The organism is Psychrobacter sp. T6-5 (genome assembly GCF_052258485.2).
Classification (GTDB): Bacteria; Pseudomonadota; Gammaproteobacteria; order Pseudomonadales; family Moraxellaceae; genus Psychrobacter.
The window spans coordinates 1,425,304-1,441,770 of sequence record NZ_JBQQEY020000001.1; the positions used below are offsets into that span (position 1 = coordinate 1,425,304).

Annotated in this window: 12 protein-coding genes; 10 read left to right on the forward strand and 2 right to left on the reverse strand. The window is 45.7% G+C overall.

Features of this window, described 5'->3' with window-relative positions; all coding sequences use genetic code 11:
• Positions 1-131: 131 nt before the first annotated feature.
• The 8 genes from speB to ACTXGK_RS20850 all read left to right on the forward strand — a co-directional run bounded on the left by speB (position 132) and on the right by ACTXGK_RS20850 (position 10,027).
• The gene (gene speB / locus ACTXGK_RS20815; RefSeq protein WP_101205270.1) at positions 132-1,100 is read left to right on the forward strand and encodes an agmatinase; all 969 of its coding nucleotides are present in this window, start codon (positions 132-134) and stop codon (positions 1,098-1,100) included.
• A 138-nt stretch (positions 1,101-1,238) separates the two neighbouring features.
• Complete coding sequence (locus ACTXGK_RS20820) at positions 1,239-2,585, forward strand: purine-cytosine permease family protein (protein ID WP_443516819.1); 1,347 nt, start codon at positions 1,239-1,241, stop codon at positions 2,583-2,585.
• Entirely contained in the window at positions 2,582-3,364 is a 783-nt protein-coding gene (locus ACTXGK_RS20825) for a carbon-nitrogen hydrolase family protein (protein ID WP_443516821.1), read from the forward strand. The genes ACTXGK_RS20820 and ACTXGK_RS20825 overlap by 4 nt, the downstream gene beginning before the upstream one ends.
• The gene (locus ACTXGK_RS20830) at positions 3,361-4,104 is read left to right on the forward strand and encodes an MBL fold metallo-hydrolase (protein WP_443516823.1); all 744 of its coding nucleotides are present in this window, start codon (positions 3,361-3,363) and stop codon (positions 4,102-4,104) included. The genes ACTXGK_RS20825 and ACTXGK_RS20830 overlap by 4 nt, the downstream gene beginning before the upstream one ends.
• Positions 4,105-4,245: 141 nt before the next feature.
• The gene (locus ACTXGK_RS20835; RefSeq protein WP_443516825.1) at positions 4,246-5,982 is read left to right on the forward strand and encodes a 5-guanidino-2-oxopentanoate decarboxylase; all 1,737 of its coding nucleotides are present in this window, start codon (positions 4,246-4,248) and stop codon (positions 5,980-5,982) included.
• Between the two features lie 136 nt (positions 5,983-6,118).
• Complete coding sequence (locus ACTXGK_RS20840; RefSeq protein WP_443516826.1) at positions 6,119-7,522, forward strand: YjiH family protein; 1,404 nt, start codon at positions 6,119-6,121, stop codon at positions 7,520-7,522.
• Between the two features lie 156 nt (positions 7,523-7,678).
• Complete coding sequence (locus ACTXGK_RS20845) at positions 7,679-9,196, forward strand: aldehyde dehydrogenase family protein (RefSeq protein ID WP_443516828.1); 1,518 nt, start codon at positions 7,679-7,681, stop codon at positions 9,194-9,196.
• 219 nt (positions 9,197-9,415) lie between these two features.
• Positions 9,416-10,027 carry a TetR/AcrR family transcriptional regulator gene (locus ACTXGK_RS20850; RefSeq protein ID WP_443516829.1) on the forward strand — a complete coding sequence of 204 codons (612 nt, stop codon included), beginning with the start codon at positions 9,416-9,418 and terminating at the stop codon, positions 10,025-10,027.
• 262 nt (positions 10,028-10,289) lie between these two features.
• Here the strand turns inward: ACTXGK_RS20850 and ACTXGK_RS20855 are convergent, their stop codons facing one another.
• Positions 10,290-12,479, reverse strand: a complete 2,190-nt coding sequence (locus ACTXGK_RS20855; RefSeq protein WP_443516831.1) for a dihydrolipoyl dehydrogenase family protein — start codon at positions 12,477-12,479, stop codon at positions 10,290-10,292.
• Positions 12,480-12,845: 366 nt separating this feature from the next.
• Positions 12,846-13,376, reverse strand: a complete 531-nt coding sequence (locus ACTXGK_RS20860) for a DUF2058 domain-containing protein (RefSeq protein ID WP_443516833.1) — start codon at positions 13,374-13,376, stop codon at positions 12,846-12,848.
• Between the two features lie 332 nt (positions 13,377-13,708).
• Here ACTXGK_RS20860 and ACTXGK_RS20865 point away from each other — a divergent pair, with 332 nt between their 5' ends.
• Positions 13,709-14,572 carry a universal stress protein gene (locus tag ACTXGK_RS20865; protein WP_443516835.1) on the forward strand — a complete coding sequence of 288 codons (864 nt, stop codon included), beginning with the start codon at positions 13,709-13,711 and terminating at the stop codon, positions 14,570-14,572.
• 229 nt (positions 14,573-14,801) lie between these two features.
• Complete coding sequence (locus ACTXGK_RS20870; protein ID WP_443516837.1) at positions 14,802-15,485, forward strand: cupin domain-containing protein; 684 nt, start codon at positions 14,802-14,804, stop codon at positions 15,483-15,485.
• Positions 15,486-16,467: the final 982 nt, after the last annotated feature.

The following is a 16,467-nucleotide window of genomic DNA, read 5'->3' on the forward strand; positions in this document are numbered from 1 at the left end:
AAACCAGTTTACTACGAAAAAACAGAAGTTTACTTCTAAATTTTACCATGGTTCCTTCCCTTATATTTATGTATTGTCAATTGTATGTAGCAAATTGTGTATATAAATCAAATAAAATAGGGAAGTAACTGATGACATTCAATCAACCATTAAGTGGCAATGATATGCCAAGATTTGGCGGTTTCGCTTCTATGATGCGCTTGCCGACTCAGGCTGATGCCGAAGGGTTAGATGTGGCATTTGTTGGTGTGCCTTTAGATATTGGCGCATCAAACCGTAGTGGCGCCAGATTGGGGCCTAGACAGATTCGTGATGAGTCAAGAATGATTCGTCCTTACAACGTGGCCACGCGTGCCGCGCCATTTGAGTCACTGCAAGTGGCTGATATTGGCGATGTGCCTATCAATACGTTTAACCTGCTAAAAAGCGTCGATATCATCGAAAAATTCTATACCGATAAAATCGTCAAACATGGCGCAATTCCGCTCACACTGGGCGGCGATCATACCATCGCACTGCCTATTCTACGGGCACTTGCCAAAAAACATGGCCCTGTCGGTATGGTGCATATCGATGCTCACGCTGATATCAACGATGATATGTTTGGCGAAAAAATCGCTCATGGCACACCGTTCCGCCGCGCTGTCGAAGAAAACCTCATCGATGGTAATCGCGTGGTACAGATTGGTCTGCGTGGCACAGGCTATAGCGCCGAAGAGTTTGACTGGTCAACCCAGCAAGGGTTTCGCGTGGTACCGGCAGAAGAGTGCTGGTATAAGTCGCTGACGCCACTCATGGCAGAAGTACGCGAAAAGCTAGGCGATGGCCCTGTTTATCTAAGTTTCGATATCGATGGGATTGACCCTGCATTTGCGCCTGGCACGGGTACTGCTGAGATCGGTGGTTTGACCTCGACTCAAGGTATCGAAATCATTCGTGGTATGCGCGGTCTTGATGTGGTCGGTGGTGACTTGGTCGAAGTATCACCACCATATGATCCATTTGGCAACACCTCTGTACTGGCTGCGAACTTATTGTTTGAGATGCTATGTATCCTACCGGGCGTACGCTATGACGATAAGGTCAAAGCGGTTTACTAATCACAGCCGCTTATTGGCTAGAGTTGGCACATAGGGCAGTTATCCCAATGCGGTATATGAGTGGATAGTAGCCTAATGAGATGGTGACCAGTGTCTTGAGTTGCTGGTATGAATATAATTCGGTTAAGGAAGACCCCAATGAGTAAATCCTCTTCATTTTTTGGTCAAGACACGCTCTCTCCAAATGAGGTTGGGCATAGTCTAGGTTCGATTGGTACATTTGCGCTATGGTTCGGTGCCAATATCGTGGTGACGACTATTTTAACGGGCATGTTACTCGTACCTGATTTACGGTTTACTACGGCTATCACCACCGTGCTTATTGGCTCATTAATCGGAGCAATACCGCTGCTATTGGTTGGTCTAATGGGGCAGCGTACCGGACTGCCTTCGATGGCGTTGACGCGCCGTGCTTATGGCCCATTTGGTAGTCAGCTCATCTCGTTAGTGAATATGGGTGTACTGATTGCATGGAGTTGTATTCAGGCGCTGCTGGCTGGCATGAGTCTTGATTACGCAATCGAAGCTACCACGGGTTATAGCAATCTGCCGCTGTTTGTTATTTTATGCGAGACAGTGGTAGTGCTTATCGTGCTACGTGGTCACCTCGGTATTGAGCTTGTCGAACGTTGGGCCGCATTAGCCATGGCTGCACTTACCGTTATAGTCCTCTATCAGCTAAATCAACATTATGATGTCTCAAGATTGTTTGAGATGCCGGTTGAGTCGCGTAATGGTATTACTTTAGGTATCGCCTTTGATATCGTCATTGCTACTGCCTTTTCGTGGATGTCTTCGGCTGCTGATTACAATCGCAATTGCAAATCGCCAAAAGTTGCCATATGGGGTACGTATTTTGGCTACATTGTGGCAGCCATCGTTGCCATGGGGTTGGGTGCGACCATCTCAGGTCTCTCTATCATGTATGGCATGGAGCAGACTTATGATCCGACGCGTCTGCTTGCTGACTTCGGTTTTGGTTTGCCAGCTGCACTGGTTATTTTCTTCTCGGTCATGACCACCAATGTCATGGCAGTCTATAGCGCAACGCTATCTTGTATGAACATCAAACCCAATATGAGCTTTTGGAAGCCTGCCTTAATCATTGGTTTGGTCACCATTTTCGGTGCGCTCATTCCAGGTATTTTAGATCAATTCCAAAATTTCCTGCTGATCGTAGGCGCGCTATTTATCCCTGCATTCTCAGTCATGATTGTTGATTATTACCTTGTTAGTAAAGAAGGCTATACCGCAAAACTGCTTGATGCGACACATCAATTGGGACGTCCTACAGCAAAGATTGCGATTGTAGCTTACGTGATTGGCGCGGCTCTAGCAGCTTACTGGACATTGATCGCTCCGCCGTCATTTGGTGCATCATTACCTGTCTTTATCATCACAGGCGGTCTCTACTGGTTAGGCGCGACTGTGTTTACTCGCCCGAGTGATGCTGTCACTCCAGCTCAAGAGGAGCCATCGGTATGAAACTGATGATCGCCCAAACTAATCCTTTATGGGCTGAACCAGTCGCCAATCTAAAGGCATTAGAGTCGCTTTGCCGCCTAGCCGTGGAGGCAAAAGTAGATCTGCTCGCACTGCCGGAGTTGGCTTTCACAGGCTACAACATCTTTGAACGTCTTGATGGTTTAGCGGAAGCGATCGACGGCCCCATCGTCACTGAGGTGGCGAGACTTGCTAGTCAGTACAATTTACATGTGTTATTCGGTCTCGCTGAGCGCCGACCCAATGGTGAGTTGAGTAATGTTGCCATTCTTATAGATGATAACGGCAAGCATCTTGCGACTTATGACAAACGCTACCTGTGGGATCGCGAACATCAGTTTTTTACAGCAGGCAAAAAGTCCTGCGTGGTCGATACGCGATTCGGCAAGCTGGGTTTGATGATTTGTTATGACAATGAGTTTCCAGAAGTGGCAAGGGAGCTGGCGCAAGCAGGGGCACAAATCATTTTATCACCGACAGCAAACATGCTGCCAAATTCAGAGCGTCAAGTGCTCCAAATACGCGCTCGCGCCATGGACAATCAATGCTTTGTCGCTTGTATCAATCGCTCGGGTGAGGAAGATAATCTTCAGTACTGTGGCAATAGCATCGTCGCTGGTCCCGATGGTGAGGTGCTTGGCAGACTTGGCTTAGCGGCTGGCACGATGATCGTTGATATCGATCTTGCCCGTATTGATGAGAGCCGTACGCACCAAGATTATCTCAAAGATTTACAAGTTTCTAATGGAGCTAACTTATGAGTGAACAATCACTAGCGCGTATCAATCCAGAGAACTGGTATCGCACTACCGCGCATAGCGATGGTATCACGCTCATCGATGAGCCGTGGATCAAGCCGTTTTTTCGCTGCAATCTGTGGCACGTGCGTGGCAGCCAGCGTGACTTGTTAGTAGATTTCGGATTAGGGGCAGTACCGCTGCGTCGTCACGTTGCTCTACTCACGGATCGCGATATTGTTGGCGTTGCCAGTCATACCCATTTTGATCACATTGGCGCTGCGAGCGAGTTCGACTGCTGTCACGTCCATTCTGCTGAAGCCCATATTCTCGCTGAACCAGACAATGCTCGTACGTTGGCAGATATGTTTGTCAATGACGAGATGTTTGACGCGCTACCGCCTGAGCCTTATGCCCATTGCGGCTATAAAATCATTGCACCCGCCAAAATTATGCCATTAGAAGATGGTGACATGATTGACTTGGGTAATCGTCAATTTGAAGTGATTCACACACCCGGTCACTCACCAGGTGGTATCGCCTTGTGGGAGGCGGCGAGCGAAACGCTCATTTCTGGCGATCTCATCTACGACGGTCCATTGATCGAAGATACGTGGCATAGCGACATGACTGACTATGCCAAAAGTATGCGCCGTCTCAATGCGTTGCCTGTACGTGTCGTCCATGGCGGTCATTTCCCTAGTTTTTCAGGCGAGCGTTTACATGTGATGATTGATGACTGGTTACGCCATCATGATTTGTGATTTATTGCATTTAGCTAGAATCTAAAGCAAATTGCTATTCAAAGTAAATAGCTACTAAAAAAATAACGACGCTAAATAAAAAGCTATTTCAAATAAAACATCTAACCCAACACTTATTAAAATTTTTAGGATGATTGCCCCATGACCCAATTTACCCAAACATCTTTTTCATCATTTGATACCCAGTCTCTGACCTGCGGTGAGTTGCTCGTCCAGTGGCTAGAATACTATGGAGTAGAGACGGTTTTTGGCATACCGGGGGTACATACCGTAGAGCTATATCGCGGTCTACCTAATACTAAGATTTGCCACATAACACCGCGTCACGAGCAGGGAGCTGGATTCATGGCTGATGGCTATTACCGTGCCTCTGGCAAAATCGGTGTGTGCTTCATCATCACAGGTCCTGGCATGACCAACATCATGACGGCGATGGCGCAGGCATTGGCTGACTCGATACCGATGTTAGTAATCTCTAGCGTCAATAAAATTAAAGACACGGGGAGCAGGGAGGGTCATTTGCATGAGCTGCACGATCAGCAAGGCATGGTTAGTAAGGTGGCGCTCACAAGCAAAACCATCTGGCAGCCTGAGTCATTACCCAAAGTTATCGCAGAAGCTTTTGCCTTATTTAATGGCGCACGTCCAGGGCCAGTTCATATTCAGCTACCTATTGATGTCATCACCGCTGATGCCAGCCATGTTGCCAAGCCGTCCAGCTTAAAAGATATGGCTAATAGCCAAGCTGATAACAATAGCTTTACCCAACCACAAGTGACAAGACCACTACCAAATCCAGCACAATTGGATCTGATTATCGAGTCATTAAAAACCGCAAAAAACCCAGTGCTGCTTTACGGGGGTGGCTGTGTCGATGTCGATCACGATGCGCAAAGACTGGCAGAGTTGATAGACGCGCCTACGTTTTTGACCATCAATGCCAAAGGGCTATTGCCACCTGCTCATCCGTTAAGTTTGGGTAGCAATCAGTCATTAGACGCAGGCCGCGCAGTGATTACAGAGGCGGATTGGATACTTGCCATTGGTACAGAGCTTGGCGAGACCGATTACGACGTGTTCTTTAATGGTGGGTTCAAAATTAATGGCACACTGGTGCGTATCGACTGCGATGCCGAGCAATTGCAGCGTCCGTTTAGAGCAGATATCGCGGTATTGTCCGATGCACAGATGGCTATCAGTAGTCTATGCAGGCGTTTAGAAAGTCAGGTATTAAACGGGCAGGCATTTGATCATCAGGCATTGTCACGAGTGAACGAGGCAAAACAAGCGCTTATAAAAGATATAACACCAGACTTTGCCGGTCAAAATGCCTTGTTAAAACTGATTCGAGATGAAGTGGAAGGTGTGATTTTTGTGGGCGACTCAACGCAACCTGTCTATAGCGGCAATCTTGGCTTTGAGGCGCTTGCGACACGTAAATGGTTTAACTCCTCAACAGGCTTTGGCACGCTAGGCTATGGCTTACCCGCTGCTATTGGTGCCATGATTGGCTCGAACCTACCTGTCGTTAGCTTAATCGGTGATGGTGGTATTCAATTTACCATTGCAGAACTTATCTGTGCAGCAGAGCTTGAGCTGCCATTGATTGTACTGCTATGGAATAACCAAGGTTATGGTGAGATTCGCCGTTATATGGAAGAGGGCGGTTTGCCACTGATCGGTGTCAATATTAAAACGCTAAACTTTGAACCATTGGCTGCAGGGTTTGGCGCAGGCTACCGTAGAATTACAAACAAGCAGCAATTACTAGAGGCGCTAAAAACAGATACGACAGGCAAGCAACCGATCATTTATGAGATTGATGAAGCAGATGAGTTTCTCAAAGAGATGGGTGAGACGGTTACCTATTTTAGTTAACGGTACTTATAAAAAATGCTTAAAGGACTATGAACGCGGGTCGCTCAGGGAAATACGTCTATTAGAGCAAACCTTGCTATTAGTCAGATAGAAAAATGGAAAAACTGGCGATCACCACCCATTAAGGAGAAGGTAAATGACAAAGGCTATTGATAAATCGCAGCAACCGATTTTAGGAAACAATGTCGATCCAAACACACCGCAGGCAGAGCAGTGGCGGGCGTCAATGTGGAAGTTTCTGCTATTTTCAGCATTGGGTATTGCGCTATTTATCATACCGTTTCAGTGGGATGGGAAGGTCACGATTTTATTGGGCGTGTTGACCGATACATTACAAGCTGCATTGGGCGGATTTGTGGTCTATATCACCATGGCGATCGTGACCATTTCTTGTCTTGGGGCACTGGCAGTAAAGGTATTAAAACCCAATCTGCATGAAGACTCGTTGATAAAGAACCTCTTTGATGTTGATTGGTTTTGGCTCACCACGCGTTTGTTAGGTATGGTGTTTGTTTGGATGATTTATCTGCAAGTCGGTCCTGAGTTTATTATTAATCGCAATACAGGCGGCGTCATTTTTGAAGATTTGATCCCCATTCTGATTCCGTTGTTTTTCTTCGCCATTTTATCGCTACCGTTTTTGACCGACTTTGGCCTCATGGAGTTCTTGGGCACGTTGGCCAGTAAGATATTTGTCAAACTGTTCAAACTGCCAGGTCGTTCTGCCGTTGATGCGATGTCTTCTTGGTTTGGGGCCGCGTCTATCGGCTTGCTGGTCACCATGCAGCAGTATGATAAGAGTTTCTATAGTCAGCGTGAAGCAGCCATCATTGCCACCACCTTTTCAGTGACTTCCATTGCCTTTACCTATGTGGTTGCCAAAACCATTGGTGTGGACAATAACTTTGTCTATTTTTATCTGACCATCGCGCTGACTGGGTTTATCGCTGCGATCATCATGCCGCGTATACCGCCACTGTCAATGAAGCCTGATACCTACCACTCTGGCAAAAGTATGCTAGACGAAGGCATTCCTGCTGGATATACCACTTACCAATGGGCGGTCAATCGTGCCGTCACTCGCGCACACTCTATGCCAAGCTTGGGTTATGTGTTCAAACGCAGCGTGGGCAATTTGTTTGATATTTACTTTGGACTGATTCCAGTTGTCTTTGCCATCGGTACGATTGGCTTGGGCTTAGCAGAGTATACGCCTGTCTTTAATTGGCTTGCGACACCACTTGTGCCATTGCTTGAATGGTTACAGATTCCAGAGGCGGCAAAGGCGGCACCTGCCATGATCATGGGCTTTGCAGATATGTACTTGCCAGCGCTGGTCGGTAAAAGCATTGAGAGTGAAATGACACGCTTCATCGTAGGTGCTGCCTCAATTACGCAGATTATCTATATGTCTGAAGTTGGTGCGCTGATTTTGAAATCAAACATCAGACTCAATATATTAGAGCTATTTGGGATTTTTATCCTTCGTACGCTTATCAGTTTGGTGGTGATTACCTCAGTCGCGCATCTGCTTTATTAGTCGCAGATTCAATATCAATAAAGCATATAACGTAAAAAAATAATTGGTTTTTCTGTCGTCGGATAAACCGATTATTTCATCAATTACGTTGCGCGTGCTATGCAAATAAATAAAATTTTATCCAAAAATATAAGGTAATTAACCATGGTGGAATTGATGAACGCTACAAGCTTAACCAGAGAAGGCGCAACGCAAACGGCTCAAAGTGAAGTCGTGTTAAATGCCGCTTATATCAATGGCGACTGGATTGAGATTGAAGCGCCTGCGACTGACTCTGATAATGCAAGCTTTGACAACACAAATAACCATGCCCTATATGACCCCAATTCAGGAGAGATAATCGCAACGACGCGCTTGTGTACCAGTGCTCATGTAGACATGGCGGTCAGAGCTGCCTCTGAGGCTTATAGCAGCTGGTCGCAGACTGATGTTAGCGAGCGCGCCCGTTATCTGAACGCGATTGCAGCGTCTATGGAGCAGCAATTCGATAAGTTGGTTGGGCTGTCTGTGTTAAATAACGGCAAGCCAATTGAGGAAGCAAAAATAGACGTGGGAGACGCTATCGCTTGCTATCGCTACTATGCTAATTTGATAAGCGATCAAGACACATGGTCTGAGGTGTCCACGCTTGAGTCAGGCATACGCTTGCTAAAGACATATGCGCCTGTGGGTATTTGTGCGTTGATTACGCCTTGGAATTTCCCCATGGTGACGACTGCTTGGAAGCTAGCACCTGCGCTAGCGGCGGGCTGTACGGTATTACTAAAGCCATCTGAGGTGACTCTGTTACCAGATCTGATGCTCGGTAATATCTTATCTAAGATAGAGTTGCCAAAAGGCGTGGTGAATATCTTACCAGGCGCTGCCGAAGTGGGTGCAGCCATGACCAGTCATCCGCTAATTGATAAAGTCTCTTTTACCGGCAGTAATGTGGTCGGCGAAAAGGTCATGAGTCAAGCGGCTAAGGGTGTCAAAGACATCAGCCTAGAGCTGGGCGGAAAGTCAGCTATTGTGGTATGCGCAGATGCCGATATCGACCATGCTTGTGACTTGATCATTGGTGGTATATTTACCAATGCTGGTCAAATATGCTCGGCTACCTCACGGCTGATCGTCCATCAAAGTATTGTTGAGCCGCTATTTGAGACGTTAAAAGCAAAAACGGAGAGTCTAAAAATTGGTGATGGTTTTGCAACCGCTACGCAAATGGGACCAATGGTGAGCAAGCAACAACTAAACCAAGTCAAAAAATACTTTGATATCGCCACTACCGAACAGCTCAAATGCTTAACGGGTGGCAAGATCGTGGATAGTGCAGGTTACTTTATATCGCCAACTATTTATACAGACGTGCCAACGACCAGCCAGTTATGGACAGAAGAAGTGTTTGGCCCTGTATTGGCTAGTACAACTTTTACCGAGAATGCAGAGGCCATTCGCTTAGCTAACGACAGCAAGTTTGCCTTAGCAGCAACCATTGTGAGCGCTGATGAAACAGCAGCGCTTGAGATGGCACTGCAAATTCAAGCAGGTCACCTTTGGATTAACGAGCAACAAATCGTGTTACCGGAAGCGGGCTGGGGCGGATTTAAGCAAAGTGGGATCGGACGCGAGCTGGGCGGCGATGGTTTATCCGCTTATCAAAAGAGTAAGCATGTGTTGCTGGCTGATTAAATGCTTGCAGTTTTATCAGCTGTTTTAGAACCTTGTACCTAGCTGTTAATATCGTTATTGATAGCTAGCGTTATGATCGTTCTCCATTTTATGACCCAGTCTATTTTCCTGTATTCACTTTACTGAAACGCCTATTAAGGATAAAATTGAGCAATCATTCAAATTTTATCGCCGTGCTCATTTTTATATGAGGTCACGGCTTTTTACATGGGGCATAGTATGTCACGCAGCGCACTCTATAATCGTCAAGATGCTTTGGAGCGAGCTTTACAGCTTTTTTGGCAAAAGGGCTTTCATGCCACCTCGTTAAAAGACATCGAGCAAGCGCTCGATATGCGTCCAGGGAGCATTTATGCCGCTTTTGGTAGTAAAGATGGCCTGTTTCAAGAGGCGCTAGAATACTACGCCCGCCTAGGACTGACTGAGCTTGAGCGTGTATTGAGCCATCATCAGTCGCCCTTATCGGGTTTGGCCGCTTATATCAGACAGCTGGGCGGTATTCGTGATAAAGCATTGCCGAGCCGCGCTTGTATGCTGGTCAAAAGCTTATTAGAGCTGGGGGCTCGTGAGCAGGCGGCACTAGATAAAGTTGAGATGCTACTGGTCGGGATGGAGACGCGATTTATAGAGTGCTTCAAAAAATCTCAACAAATAAGTGAGATAGACAGTCAGCTTGATGCAGTGAGGCTAGGACGACGACTACAGGCGGAGGTCATGGGGCTGCGCGCCTTCGCACAGCGTGATGTCGAGAGCTCGACAGTACATGACCTTGCTGAAGATATGGCATCCTCTATAGAAGCACTGCGCCTCGATCATTCGTTAAAGGCTTAGCAGGTGATTATACCTCTCTATCGCTGTGAAGCCTCCAACTGCTTGAGGGTGTGGTAGCCGCCATGGATGCGGGTAAAGATTGTAATCGCGCAAGCAGTCGCAAAGATACTGGCAAGTAGCACAAAATGCTGCGGCTAAATGCAAACATTCAAGCGTCCGTTGTACTAATATATTTTAGTTAAGCTAGTAAAAAGTTATCAGCTCAACCAGATTGTTTCAGGCTTGTTTTGTCAATTAGGTCATTCAAGGGCCAAACAGCCCGCTAACCACGACGCCATGTGTGATATTTCTCTAACCAGCTCAATACGGTTTCAGGGGCATGGTTGCGTTTCCATTCGCCAGCAACGTATTTGTTGCCCTCCGCCCATGTTGGGTAGGTATGAATCGTCCCTAGGATTTTATTGAGCCCCAAGCCATGTTTCATCGCCAGTACAAACTCGCTCATCAAATCGCCAGCATGCTCAGCTACTATCGTCACCCCTAGGATTTTATCTTTGCCTTTAGGGGTGATGACTTTGATAAAGCCCTTGGCGGCGCTATCAGTAATCGCACGATCTAGCTCTTTAAAGTCATAGCGCGTCACTTCAAAATCAATCCCTTTGTCGATTGCCTCTTGCTCGTTTAGACCCACGCGAGCGACTTCTGGATCAACAAAAGTCGTCCACGGAATCACTCGGTAATCGACTTTGAACTTCTTAAAGTGACCAAACAAGCCATTGACCGCAGCATACCAGCCTTGATGTGAGGCGACATGTGTGAACTGATAAGGCCCAACGATATCGCCTGCTGCATAAATATTGGGATACAGCGTTTCTAGATATTCATTGGTGACCACCGTGCGATCTGTCTCGATACCGAGTGCTTCTAGTCCATAACCTTCAAGACGGGCGCTACGACCGACTGCACACAGTAGCTCATCGTACTCAAGCGCCATCTCTGGTTGCTGGTCTTTTTGCTGACCGCTTTGATCCTCATCACCCAACTGCTGAATTATAATGTACTTTTTGCCATCACGAATCTCACAGCGAACCGCTTGGTGTGATGTTACAACCTTGACGCCGCTGGCTTCTAGTGCTTTTTGGGCAAATTCAGAGACTTCCTTATCTTCTTTTTTCATAAGACGTGCGCTGCGTTCGATTTGCGTGACATCTGAGCCTAAACGCGCAAACGCTTGCGCCAGCTCAGAGCCAATAGGGCCACCGCCTAGCACAACGAGCTTTTTGGGCGTCTCATCAAGTGTTGCAAATTTCTCCCACAAGGTATCGCTGGTGACATACCCTGTCTCCTCAATACCTGGTAGCGGTGGGACAAAGGGGCGTGCACCAGTGGCAAGCACAATAGTGCGTGCCGTGAGCGTCTGAGTGCCACCCTCATTGAGGGTGACCTCCACCGTCCATGGATCGATCAGTTTGGCATACCCTTTTAGGACTTCAACGCCCAGATCAGTGTAGCGCTCGACGCTATCGTGCGGTGCAATCTCCGCGATGACATCGTGCACGCGCGCCATGACTTTTTTGAATGAAAAATGCGGCGTGGTATTCTCAAGACCATACTTCTCACCATCACGCATCTGCTCTGCGACTTTTGCGCTTTTAATAATGGCTTTGCTTGGGACACAGCCATAGTTCAAGCAGTCACCGCCCATCTCACCTGCTTCGATGAGCGTGACTTTTGCTCTGACAGTCGCTGCGATGTAACTGGTGACAAGGCCGCCAGCACCTGCGCCGATGACGATCATATTGCGGTCGAATTTTTTTGGCTTATTATAGTTTTTATAGACGCGGCGCTTTTTAAACGCATTGAGTAGCGATTTTGCGATTAAGGGGAACAAGCCCAATAACGCAAACGAGACAATCAAGTCGAACGATAAAATCCCTGATAGACTCTCAACCTGTGCCAATTGGGTCCCTGCATTGACGAAGACAAACGTACCAGCGAGCATGCCGACTTGGCTGACCCAGTAGTAAGTCCACGACTTGATGGCAGTAACGCCCATCAATAGATTAATTAAGAAGAAGGGGAATATCGGTACCAGTCGCAGGGTAAATAAGTAAAAAGCGCCTTCTTTTTTAACCCCTTTATCGATCGCTTCTAGCCGCTCAGGGAAGCGCTGCTTGATGGTGTCGCGCAGCAGGTAACGTGACGTTAAAAAAGCAAGCGTTGCGCCGATACTGGAAGCAAACGAAGCAATGAGTAAGCCCTGAACTAAACCGAACAGTGCTCCTGCTGCCAGCGTCAAAATAGTTGCGCCAGGTAAGGAGAGGGCGGTGACGACCACATAGAGTAAGAAAAACCCACCAATAACCAATAATGGCGACTGGGCTTTATACGCATCAAACTGCGCCATCGACCCTTTTAGTCCCTCAAGCGTCAATAGTTGATTGAGATCAAAATAAAAAAAACTTGCCGCTAGGATCAATATTAATAGTATTAAGGATATTCTTTTAATCATGATTTTTCCGGCTAAGTCAGAGAGCGGAGGGGAGCTTCAAGATTGTGGCGATAGGGTTGAAGCACGAGGTCTTGCGTGATCATAAATATTATATTGAGTCTAACGGTCATTTATTTCATTGAGTAGGATTATATTGTACTGAATGTTGAGTGACTGTTCAATTAAAAGCTCTATCCATTCGATAAAGTAGACAATCTGATAAAGTAGAATGAGAGGCACCACGCTTAAACATTTTCTGTCATTAACTGCCTGATAGTTTTCATAATAAATTGTCTATTAAACCGCAGATAGCAAAACCCCCTCATAGAATGGTTGCTCTATGAAGGGGTTTTGACTGAATGCTTGTCTGAGTAGTCAGACGAGTGATTACCACATCAAATCGTCTGGAATCACATAAGCGGCGTAAGGATCATCTTCTGGCGTGTCTTCAGCGGTATCGTTGGATACCACCATGAACCCTTCCATTTTTGTATCGATACGATCTGCGAGTGGGCGCGGCAGTAACGCGTAGCTATCCTCTAAGCGTGCAATTACGACATGACCTGCTACGATTTGATCGTATAGCTTTTGCGTGATGGATATTTTTTTCACTTTGGACGCATCGACGAATTGATAGCTGACTTCACCATCCGTATCGGCTATCTGATGCTGCTTAATCATTTGAATGATGTTAGCCTTCAGCGCCTTTTCTTCTAAAGCTTGCTGTTTTTGCTGATTGAGCTTTTGGTCTTTCTCAAGCTTTTGCGCTTGAGCTTCTGCCAACGCTTTTTTGGTCTCCAAACTCTCTGAGTCGCCAATACGCTTGGCATGCTGCGTTTGCTTGCTGATTTTTTTGGCTTTTTTACTATCGACCAATCCAGCCTTTAATAGTTGAGCCTGTAGGGCGTTCTTTGCCATAATTCAATCACCTAAATAACGATACGTAAGTCTTAAATACTGAATCATAAATACTAAAAGAGGTATTGTAGCAAACTTTACTAACGCTTGTGGTTAGACAACGACCAGAGTTCATCGGGGTTTTAAAATAATACTCTTGTAAGCTATATAAAATGATAGTGCTAGTACGTTTGTGATTTTACAAAAGCGTGTACATCGCTGGATGAAGCCGACCAAATTGGGTATCATCAAATTAAGGGAGCGGTTTTTAGAAACATCTCTCAAATAATGGGCATAGCTTGGTCATATATAACAAGCTGTATGGGATTAAATAACACATCTAAGGACAGATTATGACAACATCACAGCACATTCTAGCCTGTATTGACGGCTCAGCAGTGACTGAATCGGTTTGTGACTATGCCGCATGGTATGCCAGCAAACTGAACTTGCCTGTTGGGTTGCTGCATGTCAGCGACGTCCCCGCTTCAGTCAGACGTGATCTGTCAGGAGCGATAGGGATAAACAGCCGCCAGTTTTTGTTAGAAGAGTTGTCCCAGCTAGATGAGCAAAGGGCAAAGGTAGTTAATAGCTATAGCAACGCCTTAGTACAAGATGCAAAAAGCCATATCCAAGGCAGCTTTGCGGATGTCAATGTGCGCATTTATCAACGTCATGGCAAACTGCTTCCTAGCATCGAGCATTTCAAAGAAGAAAATCGCGCGATCGTCATGGGCCGCCGCGGCGAAGACCACAAAAATAGCCGCATCAATATCGGCAGCCAAATCGAGACGGTAGCTCGCGCATCGGATATCCCTATACTGATTTGCTCAGAGACTTTTGAAGAGCCTAGCTCATATATGATTGCTTTTGATGGTAGTAAGACGTCTATAAAAGCGGCGTGGATGGTGTCAAAAAGCCCTTTGTTAAAAGGTTTGAAAGGTCATATCGTGATGGTCGGTAATCACAATGATGCTGCCAAGCAAAGCATGAGTGCCGCCGCTGCTAAATTAGAAGATACAGGCTTCGCCGTCGAGGCGCATCATTTATCTGCCTCTGATGCCGTTGATGGACTGTTAACGTTTCAAGTCGACAACGATATTGACATAATGGTGGTCGGTGCTTATGGACACTCTAAATGGCAGCAGTTGTTCCTTGGTAGTACAACGACAGAGATCATCGCGAGCACATTGTCTCCCGTGATTCTAGTACGCTAATGGATGTATTAATAATTTTTCCTTGATCGCTTGTTTTTCGATAAAGTGACACTAAATTAAGGTCGTGTGTTTTTCGCCACGTTAGCGAACAACACACCAATTTTAATGGTTCAATTTTCAATAGTTCAATATTCGCCATCATGATTGGTTATCGATATTTTAGATAACCAATCTATATCTCATAACGGCTCACGCGCTGACGCCACTCATTCTATCCTTGGAACCCCTTATGCGTATCAATGCAGATTTTTCACGTCGTGCCTCGCTAGCAACTGAAGACCACGGGTGGGTCAAATCACCACAGAATGGGGTGGAGCGAGTGATGCTTGACCGCATAGGAGAGGAGAAGGCGCGTGCGACCAGTCTTGTCCGTTACGCACCGAACTCTTATTTTCCGCACCATCTGCATCCTGGCGGTGAAGAGATTCTAGTATTGTCAGGGACTTTTTCTGCAGACGATACCCATTATCCAGCAGGCTGGTACTTGCGCAATCCACCAGCATCCGGTCATAAGCCATATAGTGACGATGGTGCGGTGATTTTTGTCAAGCTGTGGCAGATGTCACCTGATGAAGCGCATCATGTAGCTATCGATACTCACGATGGTGCCAATTGGCAGCGACAAGGTGACCGTGACGTCTGTCCTTTGTTCTCAGATGGTGTCGAGCAGGTGAGCTTGCAACGTATAGAGGCAGGCGAGTTGCTATTCAATGAGCCAATTCCTAATGGCGCAGAGCTATTAGTCATTGCAGGCGAGCTGGTAGATGATAACCGAGTCTATCAGCGTTGGGGATGGTTGCGTCTGCCTGCAGGTGGGTACGCGCAAATCACAGCAGGACGAGATGGCGCGACGATATATCTGAAAACAGGGCATCTAAGCCAGATAATTGGTTTAGAAATAAATGAAGCTTAAGTAAAACTTGTGGAAAGTGCTGTATCAACTGTCTGAGTGACCCATAAACGTAATATCTGACACATCAATCTTTCATACTTGATGTGTTAGATGCGCTGTAGGCAGTATCTTGAACATAGTCAATCCTCTATAAAAGAGTGACAGCGTTAACCTCACTTGAATTATCACATATACATCTGCGCTCGGTTGCCTTGTCTCTCTTTTAATCTGAATCAGCTATAGATACTTTAAATATTGACAGTTTTACATCGATAGACTCTTTCTTACGTGAGATTTGAAACCTCCCTTCAACAGCTCATAGACAGCCTTTCTGTGAGCCATATCTTCTTCCATTTCATTCCAACATAGCCAATAACTACTGAGCGAAAATATCTGAAATCAGATAGGTTTTCCTGCAGCTCATATAAGTGTCTCATTCATCCAGCACCTCATACTACCAAGTAGTGCTGAGGACGTGTACCTGAACGCTTGTCACTACATTAAATTGGTAGTAGCGACAATATAGATCCTGTCAGACAAAATTTGGTTAAAAATTAAAATTGTTACCGATTTATAAAGTGTCTAAGAATGTGAAGCGGATGAATGTTGGCGAGCATTTACAGTTTTAGTCTAATTATGTTGGTCTAATAAAATGATATGAAATGTATATAAAAACGATATTTTTAAGAGAAAAAATAGATTTCACTATAGATCTACGATATTAGTGCATCTCGTAGATCTTAATAATGCAAAATAAAATTTTTAATTGATGGTTTGTATCAGATAATTAATGATCTAATATAAATTGAGGCGGCATTTGAGTTTCAATGATTTTTAATTGCTCTTAATCTATTAATGTTTCAGACGTTAACCATGAAGAGAGGTAGTGATTGCATAGGTGTTTTTATAGTTTTTTATTTATCAAGACCTGTGCTGAATGCTGAAATGATTAGAATTATATAATCATGAGCAGAGATAAGCTGAATTGACTATATTTGTAATA

What these genes read in the sequence shown, in the direction of transcription:
- speB (WP_101205270.1), top strand. Translation starts at nt 132, where the DNA reads ATGACATTCAATCAACCATTAAGTGGCAATGATATGCCAAGATTTGGC.
- ACTXGK_RS20820 (WP_443516819.1), top strand. Translation starts at nt 1,239, where the DNA reads ATGAGTAAATCCTCTTCATTTTTTGGTCAAGACACGCTCTCTCCAAAT.
- ACTXGK_RS20825 (WP_443516821.1), top strand. Translation starts at nt 2,582, where the DNA reads ATGAAACTGATGATCGCCCAAACTAATCCTTTATGGGCTGAACCAGTC.
- ACTXGK_RS20830 (WP_443516823.1), top strand. Translation starts at nt 3,361, where the DNA reads ATGAGTGAACAATCACTAGCGCGTATCAATCCAGAGAACTGGTATCGC.
- ACTXGK_RS20835 (WP_443516825.1), top strand. Translation starts at nt 4,246, where the DNA reads ATGACCCAATTTACCCAAACATCTTTTTCATCATTTGATACCCAGTCT.
- ACTXGK_RS20840 (WP_443516826.1), top strand. Translation starts at nt 6,119, where the DNA reads ATGACAAAGGCTATTGATAAATCGCAGCAACCGATTTTAGGAAACAAT.
- ACTXGK_RS20845 (WP_443516828.1), top strand. Translation starts at nt 7,679, where the DNA reads ATGAACGCTACAAGCTTAACCAGAGAAGGCGCAACGCAAACGGCTCAA.
- ACTXGK_RS20850 (WP_443516829.1), top strand. Translation starts at nt 9,416, where the DNA reads ATGTCACGCAGCGCACTCTATAATCGTCAAGATGCTTTGGAGCGAGCT.
- ACTXGK_RS20855 (WP_443516831.1), bottom strand. Translation starts at nt 12,479, where the DNA reads ATGATTAAAAGAATATCCTTAATACTATTAATATTGATCCTAGCGGCA.
- ACTXGK_RS20860 (WP_443516833.1), bottom strand. Translation starts at nt 13,376, where the DNA reads ATGGCAAAGAACGCCCTACAGGCTCAACTATTAAAGGCTGGATTGGTC.
- ACTXGK_RS20865 (WP_443516835.1), top strand. Translation starts at nt 13,709, where the DNA reads ATGACAACATCACAGCACATTCTAGCCTGTATTGACGGCTCAGCAGTG.
- ACTXGK_RS20870 (WP_443516837.1), top strand. Translation starts at nt 14,802, where the DNA reads ATGCGTATCAATGCAGATTTTTCACGTCGTGCCTCGCTAGCAACTGAA.